Annotated in this window: 30 protein-coding genes; 12 read left to right on the forward strand and 18 right to left on the reverse strand. The window is 60.8% G+C overall.

The genetic code is table 11. From position 1 onward, the window contains the following. Window positions 1–201: 201 nt before the first annotated feature. Complete coding sequence (locus EPL04_RS17530) at window positions 202–1,053, forward strand: hypothetical protein (RefSeq protein WP_134672477.1); 852 nt, start codon at window positions 202–204, stop codon at window positions 1,051–1,053. 14 nt (window positions 1,054–1,067) lie between these two features. On the opposite strand, the gene EPL04_RS17535 is transcribed toward EPL04_RS17530, so the two are convergent. From EPL04_RS17535 to EPL04_RS17555, 5 genes are all read right to left on the reverse strand, one after another. Beyond that, a complete protein-coding gene (locus tag EPL04_RS17535) occupies window positions 1,068–2,273 on the reverse strand; it encodes a hypothetical protein (protein ID WP_134672478.1) in 1,206 nt (401 codons plus the stop codon). 173 nt (window positions 2,274–2,446) lie between these two features. Further along, window positions 2,447–4,207, reverse strand: a complete 1,761-nt coding sequence (locus EPL04_RS17540) for a hypothetical protein (RefSeq protein WP_134672479.1) — start codon at window positions 4,205–4,207, stop codon at window positions 2,447–2,449. A 10-nt stretch (window positions 4,208–4,217) separates the two neighbouring features. Further along, window positions 4,218–4,475 (reverse strand): hypothetical protein, encoded by a 258-nt coding sequence (locus EPL04_RS17545; RefSeq protein WP_134672480.1) that lies wholly within the window; start codon window positions 4,473–4,475, stop codon window positions 4,218–4,220. Window positions 4,476–4,585: 110 nt separating this feature from the next. After that, window positions 4,586–5,860: a hypothetical protein gene (locus EPL04_RS17550; RefSeq protein ID WP_134672481.1), complete on the reverse strand. Its 1,275-nt coding sequence runs from the start codon at window positions 5,858–5,860 to the stop codon at window positions 4,586–4,588. 71 nt (window positions 5,861–5,931) lie between these two features. Then, window positions 5,932–6,150 carry a hypothetical protein gene (locus EPL04_RS17555; RefSeq protein ID WP_134672482.1) on the reverse strand — a complete coding sequence of 73 codons (219 nt, stop codon included), beginning with the start codon at window positions 6,148–6,150 and terminating at the stop codon, window positions 5,932–5,934. A 59-nt stretch (window positions 6,151–6,209) separates the two neighbouring features. Here EPL04_RS17555 and EPL04_RS17560 point away from each other — a divergent pair, with 59 nt between their 5' ends. Next, the gene (locus EPL04_RS17560; RefSeq protein WP_134672483.1) at window positions 6,210–9,224 is read left to right on the forward strand and encodes a carboxypeptidase-like regulatory domain-containing protein; all 3,015 of its coding nucleotides are present in this window, start codon (window positions 6,210–6,212) and stop codon (window positions 9,222–9,224) included. Between the two features lie 425 nt (window positions 9,225–9,649). Here the strand turns inward: EPL04_RS17560 and EPL04_RS17565 are convergent, their stop codons facing one another. The 5 genes from EPL04_RS17565 to EPL04_RS17585 all read right to left on the reverse strand — a co-directional run bounded on the left by EPL04_RS17565 (window position 9,650) and on the right by EPL04_RS17585 (window position 12,392). After that, window positions 9,650–9,889, reverse strand: coding sequence for a hypothetical protein (locus tag EPL04_RS17565; protein WP_134672484.1), 240 nt, complete (start codon window positions 9,887–9,889; stop codon window positions 9,650–9,652). Window positions 9,890–10,208: 319 nt separating this feature from the next. Further along, window positions 10,209–10,403 (reverse strand): hypothetical protein, encoded by a 195-nt coding sequence (locus EPL04_RS17570; protein WP_134672485.1) that lies wholly within the window; start codon window positions 10,401–10,403, stop codon window positions 10,209–10,211. Beyond that, window positions 10,396–10,581 (reverse strand): hypothetical protein, encoded by a 186-nt coding sequence (locus EPL04_RS17575; RefSeq protein WP_134672486.1) that lies wholly within the window; start codon window positions 10,579–10,581, stop codon window positions 10,396–10,398. Before EPL04_RS17575 ends, EPL04_RS17570 begins: the two co-directional genes overlap by 8 nt. A gap of 85 nt (window positions 10,582–10,666) precedes the next feature. After that, on the reverse strand, window positions 10,667–11,689 hold the full coding sequence (locus EPL04_RS17580) for a tyrosine-type recombinase/integrase (protein WP_134672487.1): 1,023 nt from the start codon (window positions 11,687–11,689) through the stop codon (window positions 10,667–10,669). A 283-nt stretch (window positions 11,690–11,972) separates the two neighbouring features. Next, window positions 11,973–12,392, reverse strand: coding sequence for a universal stress protein (locus EPL04_RS17585; protein WP_134672488.1), 420 nt, complete (start codon window positions 12,390–12,392; stop codon window positions 11,973–11,975). 266 nt (window positions 12,393–12,658) lie between these two features. On the opposite strand from EPL04_RS17585, the gene EPL04_RS18930 reads away from it, so the two are divergent. The 4 genes from EPL04_RS18930 (at window position 12,659) to EPL04_RS17595 (ending at window position 13,672) form a co-directional block, all read left to right on the forward strand. After that, window positions 12,659–12,802: a hypothetical protein gene (locus EPL04_RS18930; RefSeq protein WP_167599514.1), complete on the forward strand. Its 144-nt coding sequence runs from the start codon at window positions 12,659–12,661 to the stop codon at window positions 12,800–12,802. A gap of 109 nt (window positions 12,803–12,911) precedes the next feature. Beyond that, the gene (locus EPL04_RS17590) at window positions 12,912–13,166 is read left to right on the forward strand and encodes a hypothetical protein (protein WP_134672489.1); all 255 of its coding nucleotides are present in this window, start codon (window positions 12,912–12,914) and stop codon (window positions 13,164–13,166) included. 79 nt (window positions 13,167–13,245) lie between these two features. Continuing rightward, window positions 13,246–13,371 (forward strand): hypothetical protein, encoded by a 126-nt coding sequence (locus tag EPL04_RS19370; protein ID WP_280633730.1) that lies wholly within the window; start codon window positions 13,246–13,248, stop codon window positions 13,369–13,371. A gap of 73 nt (window positions 13,372–13,444) precedes the next feature. Beyond that, the gene (locus EPL04_RS17595) at window positions 13,445–13,672 is read left to right on the forward strand and encodes a DUF3592 domain-containing protein (protein WP_134672490.1); all 228 of its coding nucleotides are present in this window, start codon (window positions 13,445–13,447) and stop codon (window positions 13,670–13,672) included. A 102-nt stretch (window positions 13,673–13,774) separates the two neighbouring features. Here EPL04_RS17595 and EPL04_RS17600 read toward each other — a convergent pair whose 3' ends face one another. Both EPL04_RS17600 and EPL04_RS19375 read right to left on the reverse strand, forming a co-directional pair. Continuing rightward, entirely contained in the window at window positions 13,775–14,299 is a 525-nt protein-coding gene (locus EPL04_RS17600) for a hypothetical protein (protein WP_134672491.1), read from the reverse strand. Between the two features lie 288 nt (window positions 14,300–14,587). Next, window positions 14,588–14,719, reverse strand: a complete 132-nt coding sequence (locus tag EPL04_RS19375; protein WP_280633731.1) for a hypothetical protein — start codon at window positions 14,717–14,719, stop codon at window positions 14,588–14,590. 93 nt (window positions 14,720–14,812) lie between these two features. Between EPL04_RS19375 and EPL04_RS17605 the strand changes: the two genes are divergently transcribed. From EPL04_RS17605 to EPL04_RS17620, 4 genes are all read left to right on the forward strand, one after another. Further along, window positions 14,813–15,073: a hypothetical protein gene (locus EPL04_RS17605; protein WP_134672492.1), complete on the forward strand. Its 261-nt coding sequence runs from the start codon at window positions 14,813–14,815 to the stop codon at window positions 15,071–15,073. A 193-nt stretch (window positions 15,074–15,266) separates the two neighbouring features. Then, window positions 15,267–16,862 (forward strand): thiamine pyrophosphate-binding protein, encoded by a 1,596-nt coding sequence (locus tag EPL04_RS17610; protein ID WP_167599515.1) that lies wholly within the window; start codon window positions 15,267–15,269, stop codon window positions 16,860–16,862. Between the two features lie 9 nt (window positions 16,863–16,871). Continuing rightward, the gene (locus EPL04_RS17615) at window positions 16,872–18,095 is read left to right on the forward strand and encodes an aminotransferase-like domain-containing protein (RefSeq protein ID WP_134672494.1); all 1,224 of its coding nucleotides are present in this window, start codon (window positions 16,872–16,874) and stop codon (window positions 18,093–18,095) included. Between the two features lie 81 nt (window positions 18,096–18,176). Then, window positions 18,177–19,427, forward strand: coding sequence for an arginine deiminase family protein (locus EPL04_RS17620; protein ID WP_167599516.1), 1,251 nt, complete (start codon window positions 18,177–18,179; stop codon window positions 19,425–19,427). Window positions 19,428–19,460: 33 nt separating this feature from the next. On the opposite strand, the gene EPL04_RS17625 is transcribed toward EPL04_RS17620, so the two are convergent. The 5 genes from EPL04_RS17625 to EPL04_RS17645 form a co-directional block, all read right to left on the reverse strand. Next, a complete protein-coding gene (locus EPL04_RS17625) occupies window positions 19,461–20,510 on the reverse strand; it encodes an ABC transporter permease (protein ID WP_167599517.1) in 1,050 nt (349 codons plus the stop codon). Next, window positions 20,503–22,380, reverse strand: a complete 1,878-nt coding sequence (locus tag EPL04_RS17630; RefSeq protein ID WP_134672496.1) for an ABC transporter permease subunit — start codon at window positions 22,378–22,380, stop codon at window positions 20,503–20,505. The genes EPL04_RS17625 and EPL04_RS17630 overlap by 8 nt, the downstream gene beginning before the upstream one ends. Beyond that, on the reverse strand, window positions 22,377–23,264 hold the full coding sequence (locus EPL04_RS17635) for an ABC transporter ATP-binding protein (protein WP_134672497.1): 888 nt from the start codon (window positions 23,262–23,264) through the stop codon (window positions 22,377–22,379). The genes EPL04_RS17630 and EPL04_RS17635 overlap by 4 nt, the downstream gene beginning before the upstream one ends. Window positions 23,265–23,376: 112 nt before the next feature. After that, window positions 23,377–23,766: a hypothetical protein gene (locus tag EPL04_RS17640; protein WP_134672498.1), complete on the reverse strand. Its 390-nt coding sequence runs from the start codon at window positions 23,764–23,766 to the stop codon at window positions 23,377–23,379. 31 nt (window positions 23,767–23,797) lie between these two features. Further along, the gene (locus tag EPL04_RS17645) at window positions 23,798–24,019 is read right to left on the reverse strand and encodes a hypothetical protein (protein ID WP_134672499.1); all 222 of its coding nucleotides are present in this window, start codon (window positions 24,017–24,019) and stop codon (window positions 23,798–23,800) included. Window positions 24,020–24,128: 109 nt separating this feature from the next. On the opposite strand from EPL04_RS17645, the gene EPL04_RS17650 reads away from it, so the two are divergent. Next, a complete protein-coding gene (locus EPL04_RS17650) occupies window positions 24,129–24,536 on the forward strand; it encodes an SHOCT domain-containing protein (RefSeq protein ID WP_134672500.1) in 408 nt (135 codons plus the stop codon). Window positions 24,537–24,603: 67 nt separating this feature from the next. After that, entirely contained in the window at window positions 24,604–24,978 is a 375-nt protein-coding gene (locus EPL04_RS17655; protein ID WP_134672501.1) for a hypothetical protein, read from the forward strand. On the opposite strand, the gene EPL04_RS17660 is transcribed toward EPL04_RS17655, so the two are convergent. Beyond that, window positions 24,979–26,118 (reverse strand): NAD(P)/FAD-dependent oxidoreductase, encoded by a 1,140-nt coding sequence (locus EPL04_RS17660; RefSeq protein ID WP_134672502.1) that lies wholly within the window; start codon window positions 26,116–26,118, stop codon window positions 24,979–24,981. Window positions 26,119–26,211: the final 93 nt, after the last annotated feature.

A 26,211-nucleotide genomic window follows, 5' to 3' on the forward strand; every position in this document is an offset into this window, starting at 1 on the left:
GACGACGCCCAGGTTGATCAGCTCTCGAAACATCGCGCCGAACGCCGGCTGAGCAGAAGACATACTCCCAGATTATGGCTGGCTCAGTGTAACTATAGGGTCTTTCCGTAGCTCTACACAAGAGCGAGACGCTCACCCATGTTTGGCTTCAGAATATTGGGGGGAAGAATTGAAACACTACCAGCGTGAGCGTCAACTAAGATGGCTCAATCTCCATCGTGGATTCAAATCCTCGTCTCTTCTCTACTTCTCCCTGCAGCTGTTGCCCTCCTCGTTTCTTGGTTTGAGGCACGCCGTCGAGACAACCGAGACCGTGACGAGTGGTTCGACAACATCGCTTCAGCTGCAAGCGGAATCGACAGGGCGTGGTACAAATCCTCAGAACTGACTACCGAGAAGCAACGGAACACCATCGAGACCGTCGATGACTATGTGGACCGACTGACGGAACGGAAGAACAGTACACTCTCACCCCCAGACCTCACGGAAGCAATTGAACTCCTCGACCGAAAGTGGATAGATGCGAAGGACTCTCTCCCTGCAAATCAGAGTAGCCTATACGAGAATCTCGGAACATCAGTCCAACGGAAGGGCCGACAGGTAGGCTACATCGCCGAGCAGAATCGACCGAAATCTCTGCGGGAACGATTATCTCAGTACCGCCCACATCCAATTGACCGAATCAAGCGGTTTCGAGAACTCGGGTTTGAGCGAGGTCGTGTCCGTCGGTTCTCGTATGATAACATCACCGTTCTCAAGGACTTCTTCTCGGTCGAGGAAATCAATCAGATTGAGAACGGCGAGAAGTCGATTCGAGTAACAAGTCCGTTCGACTCACGATTCTGTGTTCGAAATTCTGACGCTGATGGCCCTCGATTCATCGCAATTGATGGATTCAGTAGACGCTCAACGGGACAGATGCAGTTCTCGTTCCGTGTGTTTCCAATCGAGGAAGACCAACTCATCCAGGAACTCAATTACGCTCAAGAGTGGGAGTTAGAAGATATGGAGAAGACTCGGGAGATAGCGTTTGAACTCATGGAAGTCGGCTAAGAGACGAGTCGTAGTTAGTCCATCATCCGTTTGAGGTCATCCAACTCTCTGTCGTTGAGGATACTCTCGACTTGACTCCACGAGTCGATGTGGTCTTTGTGGAGACCGCTCTTATCGAATATCTTCGCCCATCCATCTGGCGGGATGTTCTCGACGGTCAGAGCTGTTGAACCGTTCTGCTCGTCCGCTGTTGATTCGTTCGAGGTAGGGTTTTCTTCTGCATCAGCCGAATCACGGGCTTCCTCAGCGGTCTCATCGGACTCCTGTTCACTTTCTGGCTTGGAATCGTTAGAGAGCACAGGTTCGCTTGGGGCGTTGTCAGAAGATTCAGAGACCTCAGATTCGGTCGGTTCAAACGGCGTATCTTCTAACTCTGCTGCGGGCACATCTGGATGTGGCTCGTTCTGATTCTTGTGCGAATCACAGAAGTACTCAGGTTCCTCGCCGTATGGAATCCGAACCACAGCACCACACCGACCACCATCTTGTGTCGTCCCGATACAGACACGAGTTGTTTCATCAGACCACGACCAATCCGAGACCTCGTTCGTGTCGTAGTCGTAGCTGGTCTGTGGGATGTTTCGAAGCGTCTTGAAGTGTCCTTCTGGTTCCCCGTTCTCCCCGACCGAGTTGTAGAATTTCGCTGTCTTCAATCCAGTCTTGTGAACGAAGTCGCAGAGTTCTCGAACCCACTTGTGGATATCTTTCGGGTTGTGGCCGATGATGACGAGGTTGCCGTCGTTCTTTCGGATGAAGGTAACAAGCGGGTAGAGCTGGTCTTCAACAGCAGAGGAGTCACCAGTCCCGCTGGCGTGCTTGTTGGCTTCGTCAAATACGAAGAAGTAGTCCGTGTCAGGATTCTCTTCTATCCACTCATCGAGTTCGTCCTGATTTAGGACAGTCGTCGCCTGCTCGAACGATTCGATGTTGGAGAGGATTTCACCGTCTGGATGATTCAGCTTCCAGAGTCTCGCTTCAAAGATAGCGAAGTCGGTTTTCCCCGACCCCATATCACCCGACAGGTGTTGTGTGATGTAGTCGTTCCCGTGCGTCTGGAGATACTGGTAGAGCCAAGTCCACAGTCGCTTGTGCTTGAGTTCAGGTCGCTCTGCACGAGAGACGAAGTATTTGAGAATCGCCATCCGTTCGTTTTTCATCGAGCTGCCGACTTCGACGGTCGTCTCCTTCGAGACAATTTTACGGAACTCCTCGGTCTCCACATAATTGAGATTTGGATAGCCGAACTCTTCTCGGAACTCGTGCCACGATTCACGACGGTCAGCAAGTGTTCGGGAGAGGTCTTCGTTTTCAAGGACTTTGACCGCCCACTCGTAGATGTGGTTCTCTGCACCCTTTCCCTCAGTTTCGTCACGAACATCTGAAGCGGTGCGGCCTACTGCACGCCCTCTATTGCTTGCTTGGCTCCTCGGTTTTCACCCGCTGAGCCAGCGGCATCAGATTCGAGGTGTGGAGCGTCTTCATCAGTTGAGGATTTAACCACATCCTCGATAGTCCGTTCTTCACCTTCGACTACATCATCGAAGCCTGCTTCCTGGAGTTCGGAGTCGAGGCGGTCTCGGGTGTTCTCACCGTCTTCGAGGATTCCCCCCTCGATTTGTGCTGTCTGCTTTGCGTTGAGGCGTCGGGACTCCTGCTGTGCGAGGATGGTGAATTTGTCTCGAAGGTTCCCGTATCGGTCCCAGAGCGTCGATGTTGTTTCGAGGAGGTAATCGACGAGTCGGTCGTGGCGTCGGAGCTGGGATGGTTTCACCTTCTTCTTCTCACCTTCCCACGAGAGGTAAGCGGCGTTCTTCCGTGGGTCGTAGTTCTCACACTCATACGAGCGCCTGTCCGTGTCTTTGTTGTTCTCGGCGAGACGATTCTTCTCAACAGGTTTTGGTTTGAGTCGTCGGCCTGTCTCTGGGTCTCGACCCTTCTTGAAGACTGCAAGGTCAGCGAACCGAGTCGGGCTGAGGAGGTATGTGTGATTGTCTCCTGTCTTCGGGTCGATATCGTGGAGGTAGACTCCGTTCCGCTTGAGATACCACTTGCCGATAATCCAGACTGGAACGATGAAGAGAACAACATCATACGCCCAGTACACCATCAGGTTCGAGTAGACCTCGGAGAGTGTGACGAGCGTGCTAGGGTCGTAGAGCCGTCCGAACCCTGAGAGTAACTCCCAAAAGAAGGCGATTGGATACAAGTCCCAGAACGCAAGACTGCCGATAATCCACTTGAACCCGACGACGGCAAGGATGCCGTATCCGTGGAGAATATCCTTAGCTTGCTTCCGATATGGGTCGTCACGGTCTGGAAGGTCGTCTTCAGAGTAGAGTCCCTGGACGGGCTGTCCAGTGAGTGGAATCGCAATTCGTCCGACTCTGAGGTTGAACTTCATCACCGCAACGAACATCAGGATAATAGCAATTCCGCCGATGACTCCGATGAGCGGACCCATACTTCCTGAAGGATTCCAGTTGATAACGAGCGGATGATAGTCAACTGTGTGGTCTTTACCACCCTCAAACGATTCTATATCAAGAACTTCTGTCGTAACTGCTGTAGATTGTCTCAATATCCACCCACTTGTCTCAGCAGTAATCTTTCTAGATTCACCTGGTGCGAGGTAAAACCCGTCACCCTCACCTTTGACTCCGTTATCGTAGATGACCCCGATTTCGCTATCGGTTGGATTGTAGACGATGAAGGTGACAGTCTCATCGCCGTGTCCCCGCTCTTGGAGTAACACACCTGACGGGAACTGGTAGTCTGCTTGGCTCAGGTTAAACGGTGGTTCGTCATCTCCTGCAGTCGCTGAAGAATTAGACTCGTTCGAGGATGAATCAGAATCGTCACCATCGCCGACTTGCACCACAACGGTATCTCCCGAGTCGCCTGAATCACCAGAATCGTTTGTCCCAGCGAAGTCTCCTGTATCAGTTTGAGTGGCCGTCGAGGTCGTGTTGTTCGTTGAATTGTTCGCCGTGTCGTTTTCGTCTGGCGTCGGTGTCTCCTGCTGGAACTGTACATCATCAGCGACTACATCACCAGACGGTGACGGAGAAGCGGCTACAGTCCCGACCGCACCCGTCACGGTCGTCATCAAGATGAGGAGAACAGCCAGAAGCGAGAGTAGATTGTGAGAAGTCATGTTGAATCACTTAGCGGAACCCAGTTTCTTTGAGGATTTTATTGAAGTTGTAGAGCAGTACGATTACAGCAATCACGCTGAGGATAGACCCGCCAATCCCGAGTACAGCAAATCCGATAGTCTTGACCGCCTCAGGAGCAAGGACAGCAAGCCCGACGAAGAACATCATCGCTGATGTAACTAAGACTGCGATGAAAGCGAGCATCTTGTCGCTCGTCCACGATGCTTTTCCAGGTGCTTCCGTTGAGTTGAGAAATTCTTGAATCATATTATATCACTTATTTTATGTTTTGGTTGTTGAGAGACGCCCTAAGAATCGAACTCAGGTGGAAGCACCAGCACGCCGAAAACCCTGTTACGGGTGGTTAAGCAACTATTCTAGAGGTTGTTGAACTTGAGACCGTTCTTCACCCAGAGGAGAGTGAAGAGCGTTCCAACAGTCGCAACGAATCCAGCGATGACCGTGAGTACAAGGACTACAGGGTCATCTGGAATCTGGTCGCCGAGTCCGCTGAGCGGGTTGTTGAAGTCACCAACACTACCGATGAAGCCGCTGTCATCCGAAGAGGAATCAGTCGCTACATCGATTGTCTGGGAGACCGTGCCGTTTGTAGCCTGAGAGCTATCTACGGTGAAGGTCTCCGTGTAGGTCGTCTCGTTACCGTCAGCGTCCGTGTAGACGATTTCACGAGTGTATGTGGAACCATCATCGAGACCAGTGAAAGTCACTGTGTTGCTGTCGTTACTTGTGACAGTTGCAGACGCAACAGCGGACTCGTTATCGCCGATACTTGAACCATCGTAGAGGTTGATATCGAAGGATTCGAGAGCCGAACCGTTGTTCTCGACTGTAAACTCATAGTCTACCTGCGTGCGCTGGAAGGTAAGGTCAGCAGTCGTCGTGTTGTTGTACGAGATGCTGTATACCGTCGAGGATTCGTCGTAGTGGTCGGCAGAGTGCCGTACTGTGTAATCCTCACCAGAAGCGAGTTCGGTACTGTAATTCTCGCTGAAGTTAGTCGTGTTGACTACCTCAGTTCCGTTCGAGTCTTCGATGACGAGTTGCTCGCCACTAAGGTTCTCGAAGGTAGTACCGTCGGAAGTCGAGAGACTACCGATTTCGAAAGTACCTGTTGCCTCGGAGTACTGGAAAGTATCCGAGTAGGATGTGTTAGCAACACTAACCGTTGCTTCACCACCTTCAGAGACGGTGAACGGCGTAGCGATATTGAAACTCGTTGAGCTGCTCACATCGGATGTGAACTCAACTACGATATCATATGTACCGTCCCCGTTATCTGTGATATTGTTAATTGAGAGAGGAGCACCGCCAGTTACCAGTACGCCCGACTCGTTCAGAGTGAGGTCGCCAGTCCCTGAATCAACTGTAATCGTTTCAGTCTCTCCTGTTGTGGCGTTATCCACAGTTAAGCTAGGATATGCGGTGTATTCTCCACTTGTCTCATCATATATTGGTTCTGCAACCTGAATCCCTGTCACGGAAGCAGCGGCGGCTGGTCCAGCGAAGAGGCTGACAACCAACATCCCGATAAGAGCGAGGACACCTGTTTGTGCGATACGACTTGGGCCGTCATCGCCACTACCAGAGGCAGTAGACGAATTTGGATTAAGTTTATTTAGGTAATTACCCATAGGAAACTATATACTTTCTACCACTAAAAGTGTTACCGTAATTTGATATATTGGACGCACGCATGAGCGAACTATTTCACATACCAGTATGGGCTGTTCTCTTTGTGAGCTAGCACATCCTCTTCCCACAACCCGTGCAGAGCGTGTGATACAGTAAACGCAGAAAGGTCTTCATCAACCTCGTCTTGGACGATTTCAACAGTTAGCTGAATTTTGTCCGTCTTGTGGATGACAGCATAGATTTTGTCCCGTGGCGTCGATTTTGATTTTCTTGAATCAGTCTCAGTCATACTTAAATAGTTACTGTCAGGGACTAAATATTTAGTGTTGTAAATAAGTTAATATAAGTATGGCAAGTTTTCTTAGAAATTTGAGTATCGGCGAACAACTAACACTCGTAGTCATCGGACTGTTCTTCGTTGCGATGGTCGGGGGTGCGGCTATCGTCGGTGCGGCAGCGATGGATTCCGTCAACGACACTGAGCCAGTTGGCAACGAAACAGACGCAAAGACGACGGCCAATATTGCGTGGCTCAACGCAACCAACTGGGGCGGCTCTAACTCCACCGAAATCACGGCATACAACGAAACAGGCACAGTCCTCTGGCAGACCTCAGTCAGAAACGAAGATATCGGCAATACAGAAGGGTCAGCCCGCTCTGCTGTGGTCGGAAACGGCGAATATGTCTATGTCGCCTCGAATTACGAGTTATACAAGCTCAACGCAACTACTGGCGAACTCATCAACACAACAGGCAGCGGAGGTCAGCGTGTTGCCCTTGACCCATCTGGGAATCTCCTAACTACGCTCGACCACCAGCGGCAATCCATCTCTAAAGATACAATCTACAGTCTCGACGCAAACGGGACGCTCACAGTCTCCGACGCCTCGTATGATGGAACAGGTAACTACTCGACCTCAACGACTGCAGAGTACGCTTCTAGCTCTTACGAGACCAAGAATATCTCTGAGGTGGCTCATCAAACTCATAACACCGTCCATGCGTCCACGGATGAGTATGTCGTCATCAGCGTCCGCATCGAGGGGCGTTCGGAGGACGAGTGGGACACGCACATCGTCAACCGCTCCACTGGCGAATCGGTCTACGAAATCGAATATACCGACCAAGGCTCGCTTCAAACTGCAGCTGTCAAGCCAAACGGGACGCTCATCGTCAACGCTTACATCAAGCCAGATGCGTCCGCACAGGGCGAAATCAACGAAACCTATGTCGAGTTCGATACGGCGACTGGAACAGTCGTCACGGAAAAGACAGGGAACGCCGCAGAATTAGAGCACGATTTTTTTCGGAACTCGTGGGTGAGTAGTCTCGAATATTACGCAGTCGGAGAGTATGAGGTCTCCATCAATAAAGCGAGTCTCTACTCGTATGACCACTCATACCAGATTTCCATCTACAACGAGTCTGGAGCGAAAATCTACCAGAACGACTCTGCTGAGTTTGGTTCTAATTATATCGACGCCTACGGTGGGACATACGATATCGAGGTAGATGGTCTCGGACTTCAACCACAGCGAATCAACAACACGACCGTCTACCACGCCCAGACAAACACTCAGAGTTTCTCAATCGAATATGCTGGAACTGGAACGCTCAACATCACCAGCGTCACTAACGACAGCGGCACGGAACTCGAAAACTGGTCTGTCCAAGTCTCAGACTCATCAGGAGACACGATTCGGTCAGCACAAAACACGACTGCCCCAGTTGAGTACGAACTGACTGCAGGAGAGTCCTATACAGTCGAAGTCAGCAAGTCTGGATTCAACACCACTCAACAGTCTGTATCTATTTCAGAGAACAATACGACGCAGGTAGATTTCGCACTCACAGACGAAACGACTGAAACAACAACGGATGACGGTGGCGGTGAAACGACCACGGACGACGGAGATGATGTGGGAGTAATCGTCCCAGGTGGCGGTGGAGATGGTGGCACAACTGATGTGCTTGCAGTCGTCTTCGGCGTCGGTGGCATCGGTTTCCTCATCTTCATCCTCTTGGCCGTGCTTGCCTTCCGAAGCGGTCAGCAACAGTTCGCCCTCATCCTCGTGATGCTCGTTCTGTCGATGATGGTTGCCCCACCGATGATGGTCGGCGATGTAACAGCCCAGACAACCGAAAGTAGTCCATCTGAAGAAGTCGCTGACCTTCTCGTCTTCACCGCCTTTGAGGATAGGAACGGACAGCCAATCAAGGACACCGTGTACGCTGTAGACCCTGCGACGAACGAGACCGCTTGGGTGACGGAACTGAATCACTCGAACACAACTGAACCTGAATCCGCAATCGCTGTCGCATCAGATGAAACAGCGAATCAAGTCTACGCTCTCAGCCTCGATTCGAACAATACTGCCCACATCTACTCGATTGATTCAGCATCAGGCGATACCGTTGAATCTCATAAACTCAATCTCACTAGCACCCAACTTGGGCGGTGGGCGGTCGCTGACAACGGCACACTCCACTTCAGCACAAGCGAGACCACCTACCGATTCGATTTCTCAGATGATTCTCTAACTGAGATGTACACATACGAATCCGTGCCTATACAATCATACTCGATGGGGATTCAAGATGGGCAACTTGAACAAGCCGCTTACTCAGATGACCTCGGAGCGACTTTCATCTACAAGGGAACGAACCGTACAGATGACTTCAGCGGCTCACTCTCCCGCATCGAATTCACGAGTCAAGGATATGTCTACCAGACCTCGGGCGACTCCTATCTGGAGTTCAGAACTGACGGCCAAACCACTTGGTCGTATGTTGAGTCAGAATCTCTTCTCCGAGCAGCTGCTTCCGATGGCAACCAAGTGTACGCCACAGTCGGTGATGAACTCCGACAGTACGGAACCACGGCAAACTCGGACGAAACAGTACTCTACACAGCCAACCCGTCCGATAATACATCTCACCGCCTCTCGACGCTTGAATACGATTCAGGATACCTTCACCAGTTCCAGACTCGACAGGGAACGGCTGAGAACCTCACCTCGGACACGCCCACGCTCGTCTACCGCCTATACGACCCAAGCACGGGCGACCTCGTGTATGAGACTAAGATAGCCCACGACAGCAACTACCATCGGTCGGTGGCCGTCGTCCACGACACAGACAGGATTTCGGCGATTGTTGGCGGGTCCGAACCAGCATACTCACTTGGAGATATCCTCGACGAGTATCTCCCGACTGAATACATCCTCGCAGGACTCGGAATCCTATTCGTGGCGTTCGTCGGGATACTCCTCCTCATATGGAAAGTTGCTAAGATGCCAGTTCGTGTGATATTAGCTCCAGTCCGATTCGTGATGTGGCTCGCAAAACTCCTGATGCCGTGATTCAACCGCCACTCTGAGATTATTTTTATTTAATCCACCAACGGCTCAGATTGCTCTCGACACATCTCGATGCGATAGGATTGAATCGGTGAAACCGTAGAAATCCGCAGTTTCAGGAATCAGGGAAAGTCCCAAAGCCGACCTGAAGATGGTGCGTGAGGATGGGCAAAATAACCACCTCTCTAACAAGCACAGGATGTGCAAGTTAGAATCCAATATACATATAACATACACAGTAAATAGTATATTATATTATAGTTAGTAGTATAGTTAGTACAGAAACAGTTTTCTCCGCCGTCTTGTTGGAGCTGGTCGGGTTCAATCCGAGGGCGTCAGCCCGTCTACCCTCCATCTTCAGATTTGAGTTATTTTGGGGCGAGAGCAATCTCGTCGTGAGGTGAATAAAATAAAAATAATCGGCTAAGTCAGTAGGTCGGCGTGTAATCCTCGTCCATCCTCGACCGAATCTTCTCTCTTAGGACTCCTTCCCATCGCTTCTGCGTCATATCGATTTGTCCTTCAGCCTCGCAAATCCCGAGGTGCATCACCGTGTTGTAGTACTCTTCGAGCAGCTCCTCGTCAGTAGCGTCGTCTAGGTTCTCTTCATCGTATTCTTCTCTGGCTTCCTCAGGAATCTCCTCAGTCACATCGTCGTTCTCGTTCATACTGTATGGTTGTTCTATAGCTCTAAAGGCGCTCTCACTGCTCCCGAGCACTACAGGACTTGGAGCCTCTATACTCTCACATGTCTAAGATTGACCCGAACGAGTATGATTTGAGTGAAGAAGAAGCAGAGAAATCTCTCAAGCGAGCAAAGCGGAAGAAGGAGCGAAAGTCGGGGTCAAGTGGGAAGTCTAGTTCGAGTAAGTCGAAGAAGTCGTCGGATGATGGCTCGAATATTGACGCTTTGATTGTGATTGGAGGTACTCTCCTGTTCCTCGGGTGGGCGGCAAGCAAAGTGATAGATGCTGTTCTTGGCTTGCTCTAGAACTTCGGTCGGCGATACCGTTCTTCGTGTTCAGCGTGGTCGGCGACCGCTCTACCCTCCTCAACTAATTCTTCGAACTCTTCTCGGGACTCGGCGTCTCGATAGGCTTCGAGTTCAACTGAAGTAACAGCGCCCGTCTTCACGAGGTCGTACCGACTCGCACCGCCTTCGAGTTGCTCCCACTTATTCATGCGTCTCACCCGCACCTGCGGAGAGCATATCGTACTTCCAACTCAGGGCTTTCTTCGCTTCACGCTCTGCGTCTCTCGGGTCCATCCGTGGTTCTCGATTCAGGATTTTCGCTGTTCGAGCCTCAACTTCTTCTTGTGTGAATTCATCACCTCCGTTCTGACTTGTTTCGTTTGGCATATTACTATATTGTTGATAGGTAAGCTTAAAGGCACCGATTTTGATTCAGGAACAGAAGTTTTGAGAAAAGAACGCAGTCAGTCGTTTAGATATCGCCGAGGTAGTCTCGACGCTGGGCCATCTTCTCTTTCTCCGTCATCTGATTGTAGTGTGCCTCAAGCACTTCGGGTGATGCGTTCACTCTGTCCGAGACGACCGTCTTTGGGGTGTCTTGGCGGAGTAGGTGAGTGATGTGTCCACGACGCCACGAGTGCGGTGACTTGGACTCAGGACACTTCGAGGCGTCGTTGAAGCCGATTGCTTCACAGTCCTCAGGGTCTCGGTTGTGGGGACAGCCGTTTCCGATTTCGCACGGGCGGGTGAGCTGATACGAGTACTTCCTCAGAGTCTCGATATGGACTCGTCCGTGCTTGGTTGCGAGGAGTGGGTTGCGCCCGTAGTCGTCCGTGACTGCAGGCCGTCTATCCTGAATCCAATCACGCAGAACCTCGGTCGTTTCCTCGGAGATGGCGATATACCGCTCGCCTGCATCCTTGTTCTTGATTGGCGTTTCTCCATCTGGTCGGTGGTTCACTTCGATAGCCATCTCGTCAAGATGTACATCACCAACATCGACGGCTCGTGTAGCACCGACTCGCATCCCTGTCTTCCAGAGGAGGATAGCGTAGATGTGGCGGAGTGTGCAGTATTCGTACTTCTCCAGGTATCCGAGTATCTGTTCGGCCTGTTCCTGTTCTACGATGACTTCTCGCTGGTTGTCGCCGTCCTCTAACTTCGGGGATTGAACGGCTTGGGAGAGGTCTTGTCGAACGCCGTCGATTCCTTCGCAGAAGCGGATAAAGACTCGGAGTGTGTCGAGTTGGGTTTTGAGCGTGACCTTGTTGATGCCTTCCTGCCGCCAGAGTTTGTAGCGGTGGAGGTCTCGCCCGCTCAGGTTGTTCAGGTTCTCGATGCTGTTCTCGTCACACCAGTCCAGAAAGTGTCCGAGTCGGCTCTTGTGGGAGCGCACGGTGGCTTCTGCCGAGTCACTCTGCTTGTCGGCGAGATACATCTGTACTGCTTCGTTGGGTGTCAATTCCTCTAAGTCGGGTGTGCTGGTGGTTGCCATAGTAAAACTCGTTTGCGGGTCGTTGAGGGATAGACCAGCAACCCGATGCCCTATTGCGGTTTTGCGGTGAGAATCCTGCAGCGCCCATCACGCCGCATACCGAACAGAGATCAGTAGCTTTCGACGAAGGTGTTTTACGTGGCTCTCCACTCGATAACGCCTGATGAGTATCCCGATACCGCTCGGACGGAACTGACCTGAACCGACAGTCGTCCTCTCGTCGATCGCAGTTCGTTCGCCGACTCTGTCCAGCCACGTCCATCTGGGCCCTCGTAGGAGGTACTCACCGAACGACGATCACCGGCACCGGAGACTGTCGGAACACTTTCTGGGCGACGTTACCGACGAACAGTCGGTCGGCGACCGATCCGCCGTGGCTCCCGATCACGACCGCGTCGAAGTCGTCGGCGCGGTTCAGAATCGCCCGAACCGGCTGTCCCAGTCGAACGTCGGTGGTGATCTCGACGTCGCGGTCGGCGGCGAGATCCCTCGCGCGGTCGAAGACCTCCTTCGCGCGCTCCTCGGCGGCTTCTTCGAGGTCGTCTTCGACGGCGAGCGCCGTGGCCGTTCCCCCCATCGGTGACGGTTCGCCAACGACGTGCATGACGGTGATCTCGGCGTCGGAGTGGTTTTCGAGGGCGTATTCGAGCGCTCTCTCGGCCATCTCCGAGTCGTCCATCGGAACGAGGATTCGTGAGATCATGTGATGCCTACGGTCAGCGGCCGGATAAAACGGGAGGCCGCCCGCTTCGAGTCGCGGTAGACTCCGTTTTGTCATCCACCGCATCCGGTCCCGACAACTATCGGAATTTGAATACTTTTGGCGATCGCCCGTCTGAGTCGTACGTGAGTCCTCGGAGTCGTTGGGTCTGCTCTGTCGACGCCCTCGAACGCGCCACGTTCTGGCGCGGCGGTCGGGACAGGCGAGTCACCGTCACGTACATTCGACACGAACGAGAGTCTCGTCGTATGAGCGACGAGCAAGATAATCCGGGGGACGCTGAACGGGTGGCGGAAGCGATCGACGAAATCGGCGTCGAGCGGCTATCGGACATCCTCACGGACGTCTTTTCTGAAGCGGTGAAAGCGGAGCGAGCGGACGACCCAGAGTGAACGGGACACCTCGTCCGTAGTGGCCGTCGTGGCGGTCGCGACCTGCTGGCAGTTGGGTTCGAGCCGACCAGTCGACATTTTATTCCAGTTGGGCGTCGTACACCCGGCTATGGCGCCCTCCGACGGACTCACCGAGGAGCGGGTTCGCGAGATCGTCCGCGACGAGGTGATCGACACGAGCCGGAGTCTGGTCGCGACCGCACTCTGGACGGGGCTGTCGGTCGTCGCGCTTCTCGTCGGCCTCCAGTTGTTCCAGCTCGCGCTCTACGCGCTGTCGCCGCTCGCGATCGCGGGCTACGTTCTCGGCGGCGCGCTCGTCACCGGATCGAGCCTCTATCTCCTCTACGTTCTCTACCGGACGTAGCGAATCGGTCAGATAGGCGGAGGAGTCGGAGAGATGTAGAGTGCTAAAGATATACCCACGTTGCACATTTCTACTCGCTATGGAGTTCGACGGTCCCTTCGGAACGGTTCGGCTCGTCGTGATGCTACTCGTCGGGGTCGCCACGATCGGGTACGGGGCGTACAGCTACACCACCCAGTCCTCGGCGCTGGCCTCCGCGGTCTAGGTGGACGCGACTATCGCTTCGACCGCGGTGACAGAACAGAAAGCGAGCAAGGGGGAGTAGATACAGGCCTCGTGTGACGTTCGACTACACCTACGAGGGAGGGTCGTACACCTCCACGAACGTCTACCCCGGCGAACTTCCGAGGGAGTTCGGAAACGAAGACCAGGCCAGAGCCCAACTGGCCGACGACGGGCCGGGCGACACCGTCACGGCGTACGTCCCACCGGACTCGCCCGGCGAGGCGTTTCTCAAGCACACGACCACCGGCAAGCCGTTTCTCGCGATCGAGGCGGCGTCCTGATTCTCCCGGGCGGGCTCTACTCGACGCGCACCGACTAACGTCGCGGAGGGCCATCCACCGGCTCCTGAAACTCATCGTCCGCCCGATCGGCGATAGCCGTCACTACCGCAATCTGCGGACGACACTGGGCCGCCGGACCGCGACGCCAGATTGTCGACTCCCCGGACGAGTCGTGAGTCCGGCGACGTCGGAGATCGAGTCGGCTCCTGTGGTGTCGGTCCGGTTTCGCGAATCGGGCGGGTCGAGCCGATACACGACGACCAGTCCGTCCTCGTCGAACGATCGCACCGAGTAGTTGCCGAACTGCGCCGGGAACGTGTCGGGTCCCGCCTCCTTGAACCGGACGAACCAGACCGTCGTATCGGTCCGCGTGATCGCGTCGAGCTGTTCGGTGTGGCGCTGTTCGAGACTGCCGCTCGGCGCGATCGGCACGACCCGGACCGACGGGCCGTCGTAGTAGTAGTCGACGAGGTTTCGAGATTCGATCCGGTTTGGCTGGACCACGATCACGTCGTCCGACGAGACTCGCTTTTCCATCGCATCGATGTCACCCCGCCAGTCTTCGGTCGTTTCGCCGCTGTAGTGAACCGCCTCGGGGTCAAGCCCCGAGGCACTCGCCTTGCTCATCTGTAGACCAACTCCCGAACGCTCGCGCTTCCGAGAGCGGGGACGGTAATTTGAACTATCGAAAGTGACTCGATCGACTAATCCACTTACACGTCCCTTTTAATACACGCCATATAAAATTGTCGAGTAGTACACCCCGTCACGTCGAGACCACTCGATCGTCGCTCGGCGTCACTCGCGCTGACGCCGCGAACCGCCGGTGGGCGCGTACAGCCGGGTGCCGAAAGAGTCACTCGTTGGTCCGACGGTGCCGAGTGACTCCGCCCGAACGAGGAACCTACCGGACGACTACGCTTCGACCGCCCAGTCGAACGCCTCGTCGGGGTCGCTGAACGACCGAACGTCGGCCTGGTTCGCGTCGAGGTTCGCGTTGCTCGCTCTGGACTTGATTCCCGGTGCGACGAGCGCGAGGCGGTCCACGCCGACGTCGAAACGAAGGCCGCGAACACGATCGAGGGGGTCACCGAGACCTACAGCGAACTCGAAGAGGGGATCGAAAGCACCGAGACCGTGATGGATCGGCTCACGGACATCATCGACGCGACCGAGGAGACCGCCGACGGCGTCACGGAAGTCTCGAAGGTGACCGAGGATCAGGCTACCTCGATCGAGCAGGTCGCGGCGGTGGTCGACGAGCTATCGGAGACGACCGCCAGCCTCGCCTCGGACTCGACGATGATCTACGAGGCGAGCCAGTACCAGCACGAGGTCATCGACGACATCCAGGCCGAACTGACGAACGCCGCCGAACTGGTCGACGAGACCGACGAGTAACCGGTCGAGTTCGCCGTCGATCGGATCTCGCTGGCGGACGCCCCGTATCTGGGATCCCGAGCGACGTGCCGGACGACTTCTGGTTGCCTCGCGTCGGATTCGCCGCGACGCCTCGGAGTCGCCGACTGCCGCCACCGAAAGGAATATGTCCGAATGCCTGCCTGTTTCACGAACGATTGAGGATGAGTACCACATGCCGCGACTGACCGGCGGAGAGGCGGTCGTCGCACAGCTCGAGCGGGAGGGCGTCGACGTCGCGTTCGGGATCCCGGGCGTGCACACGCTCGACGTCTACGACGCGCTCCTCGACAGCGACATCGACCACGTCACGACCCGCCACGAACAGGGCGCCGGCTTCATGGCCGACGGGTACGCCCGAACGACCGGACGGATCGGGGTCGCGCTGGTCATCACCGGCCCCGGGCTGACGAACGCCGCGACGCCGATCGGGCAGGCCTACTCGGACTCCTCGCCGCTGCTCGTCGTCTCCAGCCAGAACGAGACCAACGAGGACGAGCGGGGGAAAGGCTACCTCCACGAGCTCAAAGACCAGCAGGGCGCGATGGAAAGCATCGCGGCTTACAGCGAGCGGGTGACGCGGGTCGCCGACGTCCCCGAGGCGATCTCGGACGCCGTCGAGTACCTCCGGACCCGTCGGCCCCGTCCCGTCCACGTCCAGATCCCGACCGACGTGTTGGCCCGCGAAGAACGGGTCGAACTCGCGGCGCCTGTCGGCGAGCCGTCCCCCGACCCGGTCGACGAGACCCGGCTCGCGGCGGCGGTCGACCGGCTCGCGGAGGCCGACCGGCCGCTACTCGTGGTCGGCGGCGGCGCGTCCGGTGCGGCCGACGCGGTCCGCCGGCTCGTCGACGCCGCCGGCGTCCCGGTCGTCTCGACGGTCGCGGGCAAGGGCGTCGTCCCGGCCGACCACCCGCTCGCGCTCGGGGCGACCACCGGTCGCGAGCCGGTCGCCGAGTTCGTCGAGTCCCGGGACCTCGCGATCGCGATCGGCACCGAACTCAGTCCCCGGGAGTTCGAGTCGGTCGACCTCCCGGAGACCCTCGTCCAGATCGACATCGACTACCGAACCCTCGGCAAGACCTACCCGACCGAGGTCGGCATCGTCGCCGACGCGGCGGCGGCGGTCCCCGAGCTCGCCGACCGGGTCGAATCGAGGGGCGTCGAGTTCGGCGACGACCAGCGCGAGGCGGTCGCCGACCTCCGGGCGCGTATCGAGTTGGGGCCCGACGACCGCGACGGCCGCCACCGGATCCTCGCGGCGCTCCGGGCGGCGCTCGACGACGACGCGGTGGTCGTCAACGACATGACGAAGGTGTCGTACGCGGCGTCGAGCGAGTTCCCCGTCCGCGAGCCCGACACCTTTCTGTTCCCCCGGGGGTTCGGGACGCTCGGATTCGGGCCGCCCGCGGCGTTCGGCGCGGCGGTCGGCTCGCCCGACACGCAGGTCGTCGGGCTGGTCGGCGACGGCGGGTTCCTGTTCACGGTACAGGCGCTCGCGACCGCAGTCAAGCACGACCTCGCGGTGCCGATCGTGGTCGTCAACGACGACTGCTACGGCGTCCTCGAAGAGATCCAGGCGCGAGACTACGACGGCCGGATCGTCGGGACCGACATCGAGAACCCCGAGTTCGTCCCGCTGGCCCGGGCGTTCGGCGCCGCCGCCGAGCGGGTCGACGCCGACGCGGTCGAGACGGAGTTGCCCGCCGCGCTGGAGGCGGCGTTCGCGCGCGACCGACCGACGGTCGTCGAGATACCGGTCGACTTCTGAACTACACACATGCAAGACAACGAGCGGACGGGTGCGTTCGATCACCTGTTCACCGAGACTGTACGAGACGGACTGAACGAAGAGGGGTACGGAAGCTGGCGGTCGATAAAGGCCCCCGGTGCGGTGTCGCTGAGCTTCGGCTTTCCATTCCCCGAATCGTTCCCCGAGGACCAGCTCGTCGCGGCCGCCGAGGCCGTGTTCGAACAAGAGGGCGAGCGCGCGCTCCAGTACGGCGGCGGCGAGTACGTCGACCGTCTCACCGAAACGGTCGTCGAGCGCGAGCGCGAGCGAGGCATCGACTGCGACGAGGAGAACGTCCTGTTGACGAACGGCTCTACCCACGCGATCGACGTGGTCTGTCACACGTTCCTCGAACGCGGCGACGAGGTGTTCGTGGAGGCGCCGACGTTCATGGGCGCGCTCAAGTTGTTCGCGAACTACGGCGTCGACGTGACCGGCTTCGAGGCCGACGCCGACGGCCTCGACGTCGACGCGCTCGCGGCGGAGCTAGACGCCCGGCGGGCCGACGGCCGGCCCCTCCCGAAACTGCTGTACACCATCCCGACTTTCCAGAACCCCGGCGGGACCACCATGTCGCGCCCGCGCCGCGAACGCCTCCTGGAGCTGGCCGAGGAGTACGACTTCGTCGTGCTCGAAGACGACGCCTACGACGACCTGCGGTACCGCGGCGACCCCGTGGCGCCGCTCGCGGCGCTCGACGACTCCGGCCGGGTGGTCCGGGTCAACACGTTCTCGAAGACCATCGCGCCCGGGGTCCGGACGGGATGGGTGCTCGCCGACGCGGAACCGCTCGCCGAGATCACCCGGATGCGGGCCGGCGGGACCAACACGTTCACCCAGAGCGTGCTCGGGCGCTACTGCGCCGAGGGTCGCTTCGAGGCCGACGTCGAGGAGCTCCGGGCGGCCTACGAGCGCCGGTGTGATCACATGCTCGACCTGCTCGACGAACACATGCCGCCGGGCGCCGAATGGACCGAGCCAAACGGCGGCTTTTTCGTCTGGGTCGAACTCCCCGAGGGGATCGACGCCGAGGCGCTGCTCCCGACCGCCGCCGACGAGGGAGTCACCTACCTCCCGGGCGAGCAGTTCTTCCCGGACGACGGCGGCGAGAACTGCCTCCGGCTCTCGTTCAGCCACGTCTCGCTCGACGAGATGGAGCGGGGAATCCGGGCGCTGGCCCGAGCGACCGAGTCGACGCTGGCGGACCACTGAGTCGGCGACGGTCCGGGAAAACCGGACGCCTACCGGGGCGACGCATAGATTTATGCCATCCTACGGACACGTACGCCCATCGTGACACACCACTCCGCAACGGCCGAGTACGACGCGCTGAACGCGGTCCGGGTCCACACGCCCGGCCCCGAACTGCTGACCGGGAGCCTCGACCCCGAGCGATCGCTGTTCTTCGAGCCGGTGGCGCCCGAGCGCGCCCGCCGGGAACACCGACACCTGATCGAGACCTTCGAGCGTGCGGGCGTCGAGGTCCACCAGCTCGCCGACGACCTCGCCGCGGCCGGAGCGCTCGACGAGCTGGTCCGGGAGGTCGCCGCCGCGACCGAGTCGACGCCGGGGGACGTCCGCCCGATTCCGGACGTCGACGCCGTCCTCGATGCGTTCGACGCCCGCGAGAAGCTCGGGCTGGTGTTGAGCCGCCCGCGATTGCTCGACCGCGACGCCGGGGCGGGCGAGGCCAACTGGTGGGGCCGGTCGGCCGAGTCGACGGTCGCCGACGTCCGCTTCGAGCGCCCGATCTCGAACATGTACTTCCAGCGCGACCACAACCTGCTCGGCGACGAGGGGCCGATCGTCGCCAACATGTACGACGCGGTCCGCCAGCCCGAGATCCCGCTGGTCCGGACCGCGTGGGAGGGCGTCGGGGCCGACGTCGCCCATCAGGTGACCGACGAACCAATCGAGGGCGGGGACTTCGTACCGGCCGGCGACTTCGCGCTGGTAGGCACCTCGGCGGTGGTCGACGGCGAGGAGGAGATCCTCCGGACCAGCTACGCCGCCGGCGAACAGTTGCTCGACGCCGGGGCGATCGGGTTCGAGGAGGTCGGACTGGTTCGTGCGCCCCTCGAAGCCGGCCGGGCGATGGCCGAGGAGTACGCCACCGGCTCGCGGGTCCTCCACCTCGACGGGTGGCTCAACGTCGCGGCCGAGGGGCTGGCGGTCACCCGCGAGCGCCTCGCGGCCGCCGCCGAGGTCGACGTCTACGAGCGCCGCGGCGACGAGTACCGCCGGCGCGAAACCACGACGGTGCTGTCGTACCTCGACGAGAAGGGCTACGACACGATCAATCCCGACTGGCTCGAACGCTGGCCGACGAACTTCCTGACCGTCGACGACGGGACGGTGGTCGCGATCTACCGCGACGACGCCGAGGGGACCGGCGAGTACCGCCCCGAGCGCAACCACACCATCGAGGCGCTGAAAGAACGAGGCGTCGAGGTGTTGCCCGACGGTACCGGCCTCCTGCCGAGCGCGCTCACCGCCGGCGGCGGCGGGGTCCACTGCATGACGACGCCGCTGTCGCGGGGGTAGCCGCGTCGCCGACGCATCGATTTGTTTCGTGACTCATTCGCCGATCCCCCGAGTCGCGACCAGCCGCCGGAGCGCGGCGTAGCCGGCGAGCCCACAGACCACGTAGGCGGCCACCATCGCGTGGGTGAGCGGCTGTGGACTGCCGATGGCGAGCTTCGCCACGGTGTTCGCGGGCGGTTCGGGCAGGAGGTAGGTGGCGCTGAACACGACCAGAATCCCCATCGAGAAGAGGAACTGGGCCTGTTTGCGATCGCGGAACCGGAGCGCGGCGAACGCCCCCATCGCGACCACGCCGACCGAGAAGCCGGTCACGACCAGCAGAATCTCGGCGACGTTCGAGATGTCGGTCCCGTTGAGCGACAGCAACGCCAGCCACGCGCCCGCCTGGAGCGGCGCGAGCGCGCCCATCGCCGCCAGCTTCCCGTCGACGATGTCGGTGGCGGTCAGCGGCGTCACCCGGAGGAGTTCGAGCGTCCCGCGGTCGTACTCCTCGGCGATGGCGTCGACCGCGACGCTCCCGCTGAGAAACACCGGCAGGAACATCAACAGCGGGAGCAACACGGTGTAAGTGAACCCGAAGTACGGGCTCGACTCGCCGTCGCGGGGCAGATCGATCGGCGTCCGTTCGAGTTGGGCCCGGAGGCGCTTCCGCTCGGCGCGCTCGAAGGCGTCGAGGGCGTCTCGGACCTGCGTCACGACCAGCGTGGTCCGGATGTTGCCGTCGGGGACGACCGCCTCCACGTCGGCCTGTCCGCTCGGGAGCCGGTCGACGTAGAGGACGGCGTGGACCTCACCCCCGCGGAACGCGTCCATCGCCGAGCCGTAACTGCCGTACTCGACGGCCCGCCAGCCGCCCTCGCGCTCGATGACGGGCGCGATATCGTCGCCGGCCTCACCGGTCACCGCGAACTCGACGACGAACCCCTCCGAGACCGACCCGGGGTCGTACAGCGAGACGAGCCCGACCGCGAGGAACGACGAGAACGCCGCGATGAAAAGCTGGATCAGGATCGCGAGCACGATGGTCTTCTCGCTCCGGAGCGACGCCAGCTCCCGGCGCGCGACCGTCAGGCGCTTACCCAAGGTAGCTCACCACCGTTAGGTTGTAGCCGGCATGAACCAGCGTCGCGACAGCGAGGGTCCCGAAGTACCACCGCCGATCCCTGCTCGCGCCGGCGGCGGTGATCGTCGCGGTGACCGCGTGGAGCGCCAGCGGCGCGAAAAACAGCCCGACCAGCACCAGCGGCGACGACTGGATCCCGAGCCCCGTGACGGTGCCAAACGCCGCCCGGCCGAGTTCGAGGTTCGGGAGCCCGACCAGCTGGGCGACCGCGGTCGCCTTCTCGCCGACGAAAAAGCCAAGCCCCGAGAGGAACCCGAGCCACCCGATCGACCGGGCCGACCGGCCGAACCGCTCGTGGGCGAACCCGGCGTAAATCCCGACGCTCTTGGCGACCTCCTCGACGAGCGCGATCGCGACCAACAGCGCGGGGATCGACACCGAGACCGGGAGCGCAAAGAGGAGCGCGACCGCCAGCAGTTCGGCGACGAAGACGAACGGGATCGAGAGGGCGCTCAGCTTCGCGAGGCTCCGGGGGCTCGACAGCTGGCTGTCGAGCGCGTCGAGGAACTTGAGCGGCACCGACCGCTGGGTGAACATGTCCTCCTCGCGGTAGACGCCCGCGCCCAGCGCGAACAGCGTCCCGGCGGTCAGCAACAGCGGGAGCGTCGAGAACGCGTAGTCGGCGAGCGGGACCGCCCCGCCCCCGAGCGCCCGGACCACCAGCGTCAGCGGCGAGATGGCCGCGATGGGGTGGACGTCGGTGAAGATCGCGGGGATGAACGCGTAGGAGGTCAGAAGCACCGAGAGGGTGACGGTGACGAAGGTGAGCTCCTTGAACGACCGGGCGAACATCCCGCCGACGAACGCGCAGGCCAGAAACAGCAACGCGATGGGCGCGACCGCCGCGACCGACACCGCCGCGGTCGACGCGATTTCGAGCGGCGCGTCGCCGCCGGCCGGGGTCAGCCCCGCGATCCCGAGCGCGGTGAGGGTCGCGATGGCGATCATCCCGACGAGGTACGGGAGGGTCTTGCCCGCGACGATGTCGCCCCGCGAGACCGGCGAGACGAGCAGGAGCTCGCCGCGGTCGTTGATCCGCTCGTTCAGGATGCTCGACGCGTACGCCTGGATCACGAAGTTCATCGGGAGCACGAACGCGAACGCGAGCACCAGCGACTCGAAGGGGAACGGCGGCGCGATGTCGGCGGGCGTGCCGCCTCGGGTCTGGTCGGTGAACAGCGACGAGCCGCTCCCGACCGACGGCGCGCCGGCCGGCCCGTCGCCGACAGCGCCGCTGTCGTCGCCTCCGGCATCCCCATCGGTGGCGCCGCCGGTGTCGCCCCCGCCGGATTCGCCGCCGCCGAGTCCGACCTCGTCCTCGTCGGTCGGCCGGGTGGTCGCCGGAGGCTCCGAGTCGTCGGCCCCGGCGCCGGTCGTCGAGACGTTCTGGGCGACGTACCGGAGCGAGACGTTCACCGGGAACGCGGCGGTCCGGTTTCGCTCGAAGCCCATCAGGTCGTCGTTGTACGCCTGCACCGTCGCGCGCAGTTCGGAGATCGCCGCCTGCCCCTTCTGGGTCGGGGCCGGGACCGGCGGTCGGCCGGGCAGGATCAGCACGTCGATCTCGCCGTTGCGGAACGCGCGGGCGTCGGGCTCGACCGCGACGAACGTCGAGTCGTTCGCGACGGGGCCGCGGTACGGGCTGTCGTCGGCGACGCCGACCTGATAGATACCGTCGTCGAGCGCGATGCCCTTGCTGGCGACCAGCGGCGTGAGCGCGGCCACCAACACGAGCACGACCCCGATCGCCGCCAGCGTCCGGCGGTCGAGCTGGCCCGCGTTCTTCGAGACCTCCCATCGGGCGATTCGGAGGGTCTTGTCGGCCTTCACGGCCGGCCCTCCACGTCGGGCGACTCCTCGGCGAGATCGAGGAAGATGTCCTCGAGGCTCGGGGTGTGAGTCTGGATGTCGGTCACTTCGCCGCCGGACGCGGCCGCCAGCTCGCGGGTCTCCTCGACGCCGTCCATGCTCTCGACGATCCGGCGGTACGCGCCGTTCTCCGCGACCGCGCCCTCGACGTCGACGGTGGTGTAGACGTGGTACTCCGTCCGGCCGTGTTCGGCGCGGATCTCCTCGACGGCGCCCCGCGCGACGATCCGACCGTCGTTCATCACGACCACCCGGTCGCAGATGCTCTCGACGTGAAAGAGGTTGTGCGCGCTGAACACCACCGTCTTGCCCGACTCGGCGAGCTCGCGCGTGAACTCGATGATGTAGTTGGTGGTGAGCGGATCGAGCCCGCTTGCCGGTTCGTCGTAGATCAGGACCTCGGGGTCGTTGACCAGCGACCGCGCGATGGCGACCTTTCGGCCCATCCCCTTCGACATGTCGCCGAGCTTGCGGTCGCGGTGGTCGAGATCGAGCCGATCGAGGGTGTCGTGGATGCGCTCGCGGGCGGTCGCCCGGGGCACGTCGTAGAGATCCCCGAAGAACTCGAGGTACGAGACCGGCGTCATGTCCTCGTAGAGGGGCGACTCCTCGGGGAGAAAGCCGAGGTAGTTGCGCATCTCGGCGTCCTGGGCGTCGTAGCCGGCGACGGTCGCGGACCCGCTCGTGGGCTCGATGAGCCCCGCGAGCATCTTCAGGGTCGTCGTCTTGCCCGCGCCGTTCGGGCCGATGATGCCGAACACCTCGCCGTCGGGGACCGAGAAGGTGCTTCCCTCGACAGCGGTGAAGCCGCCGTACTCTTTCCGCAGGCTGTCGACGTCTATCATTCGAGCTGTCCGACAGTCGATACCCCGGTGACTTGATTTTATGGGTTACGGACGCCCGAGACAACCGGGTACGACCGTCCCGATTCGGCCGGGGCGCTCGGGGTTCGGACCCTCACGCCTCCTCGACCGTGTCGAGGACGCGCTGGGAGAGTTCGACGTCCGAGATGTCGCCGTCGTCGTGGGCCGCCAGCCACTCGGCGTCGGCCCGCCAGCTCCCGCGGACGCCCGCGGCGGGGTCGGGCTCCCCGTCGGCCGACGGCTCCGGGTCGTCGATGTCGTGGACCGTCGCCCGCACGTCGACGGGCTCCCACTCGCCGTCGGCGAGCGCGTCGAGCAGGAGGTTGAGCACCCGCCCGATCTCGCGGTCCGGAACCGCCTCGCCGGGCGTCGCGGTCTCGTAGTCGAGGGCGAGGCCGGCGTCGGTTCGCTCCAGGGAGGTCACGTAGACGCCGTGGCTCATCAGTCGCGCTTCGAGTCGTTCGCGGAGATCCTCGGGGTCCATGGGTCCCCGTTCGGGGTCGAGGCGGTAGTGGCTACCGGAAGTCCTGTGAGTCTCGCGGGGTGACACAGCCGCAGGTCACCGCCGGATCGAGCACGTCGTCGACCGGCATCGACTCGCCACATTCGGTACAGACGACGCTCGCGGACGGCGTCGTTCGGTAGCGTCGAAGCGCGCCGAGCCCGATCGCGGCGCCGGCGGCGACGCCGACCACCCCCGCCAACGTCTTGTCGAACAGCGCAGTATCGCGTGCCATGCGCTCGGGAGGTTCGGCCAGAACCTTAAAGCCACTGACGCACACGACCCGACAGAATTCGATCCGGCGGGGGTGAAAATTTTTGGCGATCGTCGACTTACCCGGGTGCATGGTCGACTCGCTGTCGAGCACCGGCGTCGAATCCGACGAGAGCGGCGACAACACCGCGACCCAGGTCGCGTCGCTGCTCGTGGTCGGACTCGGCCTGCTTGGGCTGTTCGCCGGGATCGAGGGGTTCTGGCTGGTGTTCGTCATCGGGTTCGCCGTGGTCGTCCCGCTCGTCGACACGCTGTTGGGCGACGACGAGGCGTCGGCCGATCCCGACGCGTCGGTCGAGGCCCCGGAGTCAAAGCAGGAGGCGCTCGACACCTTGCGGGACCGCTACGCCCGTGGAGACCTGAGCGACGCGGAGTTCGAGCGGAAGGTCGAGCGACTGCTCGAAACCGAGACGCCCGAGAGCGCTCGCGACCACGTCGCCCGCGAGCGCGGGGGCGAACGCGTCCGCGAGCGCGAGTGAGTTCGGGGCCGGTTTCGAGCGGCTGACAGACGCCACATATAAAAACCGGTCGAGATAGTTACTACCCATGGTAGAGTTCCTGAGTTACCTCGTGGGGTTCGTCGTGAGCCTCCTCATCGGCGCGTTCGGTATCTACGTCGGTGCGAGAGTCATCGCTGACCGTGACGACTACGAATACGCAGTGCTCACCGCTATCGTCGGCGCGCTGGTCTGGTGGGTCGTCGCCGGACTGTTCGGACTTATTCCGTTCGTCGGGTCGTTCATCGGCGCGGTTCTCGGCCTCCTCGCGTGGGTCTGGGTGATCAACGCGCGCTACCCCGGCGGGTGGGGGACGGCCATCGGCATCGGACTCGTTGCGTGGCTGTCGGTCTGGGTCGTGCTCGTGTTGCTCGAAGGGATCGGATTCGTCGAGGCCGGTGCGCTCGGGGTCCCGTTCCTCTGATCAGTCGGCTAATTCTTTGTTGACGAGTTCGGCGGCGTTGCGGATCGCACCCACCGACGAGAGGTAGCCGGCGCCGACGGTCGCCTTGAGCGTCTTCGCGGCCGCCCCGGTGACGACGGTCGGGCCGACCTGCGCGACCGCGCCGTCGCCGATCGACACCAGCCATCCCGGCGAGTCGAACGCGAACGGTTCGAGCCGGGGCTCGAAGATGTCGCCGCCGTCGCGATCGGCGTCGACGAGCCGGCCGATGTTTTCGGCGACCGTCCGGGCCTCCCGGATCGCCGACTGGGCGCTCGCCGGGACGGGCTCGCCGTCGGCGTCCACCACGCGGGCGGCGTCGCCGACGACGAACGTCGAGTCCGAGACCCGGAGGGTGTTCTGGACCTCGGGGCGCTCGCCGTCGAGAGCGGCCGGCCCCCGGATGCCGCCGGTCCAGACGAACTGGTCGTACGCCAGCGACGCGCCCGACTCGAGGTCGATCGCGTCGTCGGTCGCCTCCGCGACCGCGGTTCCGGTCCGGATCTCGACCCCGCGGGCTTCGAGGGCCTCCCGGACCGCCCGCTGGAAGTTCTCGGGGAAGGCCGGGGCGACGGTGTCGTACTGTTCGAGCAGGGTGACGGTCACGTCGTCGCCGGCGCCCTCCTCGTCGGCGAACGCCGCGAGTTCGCCGGCGACCTGCACGCCCGACAGCCCGGCGCCGCCGACCACGACCCGGCCCCCGGCCTCGAGCGCGGAGAGGAACTCCGCGCGAATGGCCTCGGCGTCGGGAATCGACTTCAGCGGGGTGGCGTGGTCCTCGACGCCCGGCAGGTCGTAGAAGGCCGTCTCGGCGCCGAGACACACCGCGGCGTAATCGTAGGCCAGTTCGTCGCCGTCGGCGAACGTGACGACGCCGGCCTCGGGGTCCACGTCGGCGACCTCCGCCTCCTGGAGTCGGGCGCGGTCGAGCACCGCCTCCAGCGGGACCTCGATGTCGTCGGCCAGCGAGGGCCGGCGGATCACGCGGTGGATCTCGTGTTGGACGAGGTGGCTCCCCGTCCGCTCGACCACCACGAGTTCGACGTCGTCGGGAACGGTGCGCTCTAGCTTTCGGGCGAGGCTCAGTCCGGCGTACCCCGCGCCGAGGATGGCGATTCGCATTCGTCCGGACCTAAGAACCCGGAGGGCTTAGTAGTGGGTGGGAAGGTTCGGGCGATCGAACGACCGCCGAGTACGAACGCTTAAAAAGTGTTA

Origin of the sequence: Halorussus marinus, assembly GCF_004521895.1 — an archaeon.
GTDB classification, from domain to species: Archaea; Halobacteriota; Halobacteria; order Halobacteriales; family Haladaptataceae; genus Halorussus; species Halorussus marinus.

What these genes read in the sequence shown, in the direction of transcription:
- EPL04_RS17530 (WP_134672477.1), top strand. Translation starts at nt 202, where the DNA reads ATGGCTCAATCTCCATCGTGGATTCAAATCCTCGTCTCTTCTCTACTT.
- EPL04_RS17540 (WP_134672479.1), bottom strand. Translation starts at nt 4,207, where the DNA reads ATGACTTCTCACAATCTACTCTCGCTTCTGGCTGTTCTCCTCATCTTG.
- EPL04_RS17545 (WP_134672480.1), bottom strand. Translation starts at nt 4,475, where the DNA reads ATGATTCAAGAATTTCTCAACTCAACGGAAGCACCTGGAAAAGCATCG.
- EPL04_RS17550 (WP_134672481.1), bottom strand. Translation starts at nt 5,860, where the DNA reads ATGGGTAATTACCTAAATAAACTTAATCCAAATTCGTCTACTGCCTCT.
- EPL04_RS17555 (WP_134672482.1), bottom strand. Translation starts at nt 6,150, where the DNA reads ATGACTGAGACTGATTCAAGAAAATCAAAATCGACGCCACGGGACAAA.
- EPL04_RS17560 (WP_134672483.1), top strand. Translation starts at nt 6,210, where the DNA reads ATGGCAAGTTTTCTTAGAAATTTGAGTATCGGCGAACAACTAACACTC.
- EPL04_RS17565 (WP_134672484.1), bottom strand. Translation starts at nt 9,889, where the DNA reads ATGAACGAGAACGACGATGTGACTGAGGAGATTCCTGAGGAAGCCAGA.
- EPL04_RS17570 (WP_134672485.1), bottom strand. Translation starts at nt 10,403, where the DNA reads ATGAATAAGTGGGAGCAACTCGAAGGCGGTGCGAGTCGGTACGACCTC.
- EPL04_RS17575 (WP_134672486.1), bottom strand. Translation starts at nt 10,581, where the DNA reads ATGCCAAACGAAACAAGTCAGAACGGAGGTGATGAATTCACACAAGAA.
- EPL04_RS17580 (WP_134672487.1), bottom strand. Translation starts at nt 11,689, where the DNA reads ATGGCAACCACCAGCACACCCGACTTAGAGGAATTGACACCCAACGAA.
- EPL04_RS17585 (WP_134672488.1), bottom strand. Translation starts at nt 12,392, where the DNA reads ATGATCTCACGAATCCTCGTTCCGATGGACGACTCGGAGATGGCCGAG.
- EPL04_RS18930 (WP_167599514.1), top strand. Translation starts at nt 12,659, where the DNA reads ATGAGCGACGAGCAAGATAATCCGGGGGACGCTGAACGGGTGGCGGAA.
- EPL04_RS17590 (WP_134672489.1), top strand. Translation starts at nt 12,912, where the DNA reads ATGGCGCCCTCCGACGGACTCACCGAGGAGCGGGTTCGCGAGATCGTC.
- EPL04_RS19370 (WP_280633730.1), top strand. Translation starts at nt 13,246, where the DNA reads ATGGAGTTCGACGGTCCCTTCGGAACGGTTCGGCTCGTCGTGATGCTA.
- EPL04_RS17600 (WP_134672491.1), bottom strand. Translation starts at nt 14,299, where the DNA reads ATGAGCAAGGCGAGTGCCTCGGGGCTTGACCCCGAGGCGGTTCACTAC.
- EPL04_RS17605 (WP_134672492.1), top strand. Translation starts at nt 14,813, where the DNA reads ATGGATCGGCTCACGGACATCATCGACGCGACCGAGGAGACCGCCGAC.
- EPL04_RS17610 (WP_167599515.1), top strand. Translation starts at nt 15,267, where the DNA reads ATGCCGCGACTGACCGGCGGAGAGGCGGTCGTCGCACAGCTCGAGCGG.
- EPL04_RS17615 (WP_134672494.1), top strand. Translation starts at nt 16,872, where the DNA reads ATGCAAGACAACGAGCGGACGGGTGCGTTCGATCACCTGTTCACCGAG.
- EPL04_RS17635 (WP_134672497.1), bottom strand. Translation starts at nt 23,264, where the DNA reads ATGATAGACGTCGACAGCCTGCGGAAAGAGTACGGCGGCTTCACCGCT.
- EPL04_RS17640 (WP_134672498.1), bottom strand. Translation starts at nt 23,766, where the DNA reads ATGGACCCCGAGGATCTCCGCGAACGACTCGAAGCGCGACTGATGAGC.
- EPL04_RS17645 (WP_134672499.1), bottom strand. Translation starts at nt 24,019, where the DNA reads ATGGCACGCGATACTGCGCTGTTCGACAAGACGTTGGCGGGGGTGGTC.
- EPL04_RS17650 (WP_134672500.1), top strand. Translation starts at nt 24,129, where the DNA reads ATGGTCGACTCGCTGTCGAGCACCGGCGTCGAATCCGACGAGAGCGGC.
- EPL04_RS17655 (WP_134672501.1), top strand. Translation starts at nt 24,604, where the DNA reads ATGGTAGAGTTCCTGAGTTACCTCGTGGGGTTCGTCGTGAGCCTCCTC.
- EPL04_RS17660 (WP_134672502.1), bottom strand. Translation starts at nt 26,118, where the DNA reads ATGCGAATCGCCATCCTCGGCGCGGGGTACGCCGGACTGAGCCTCGCC.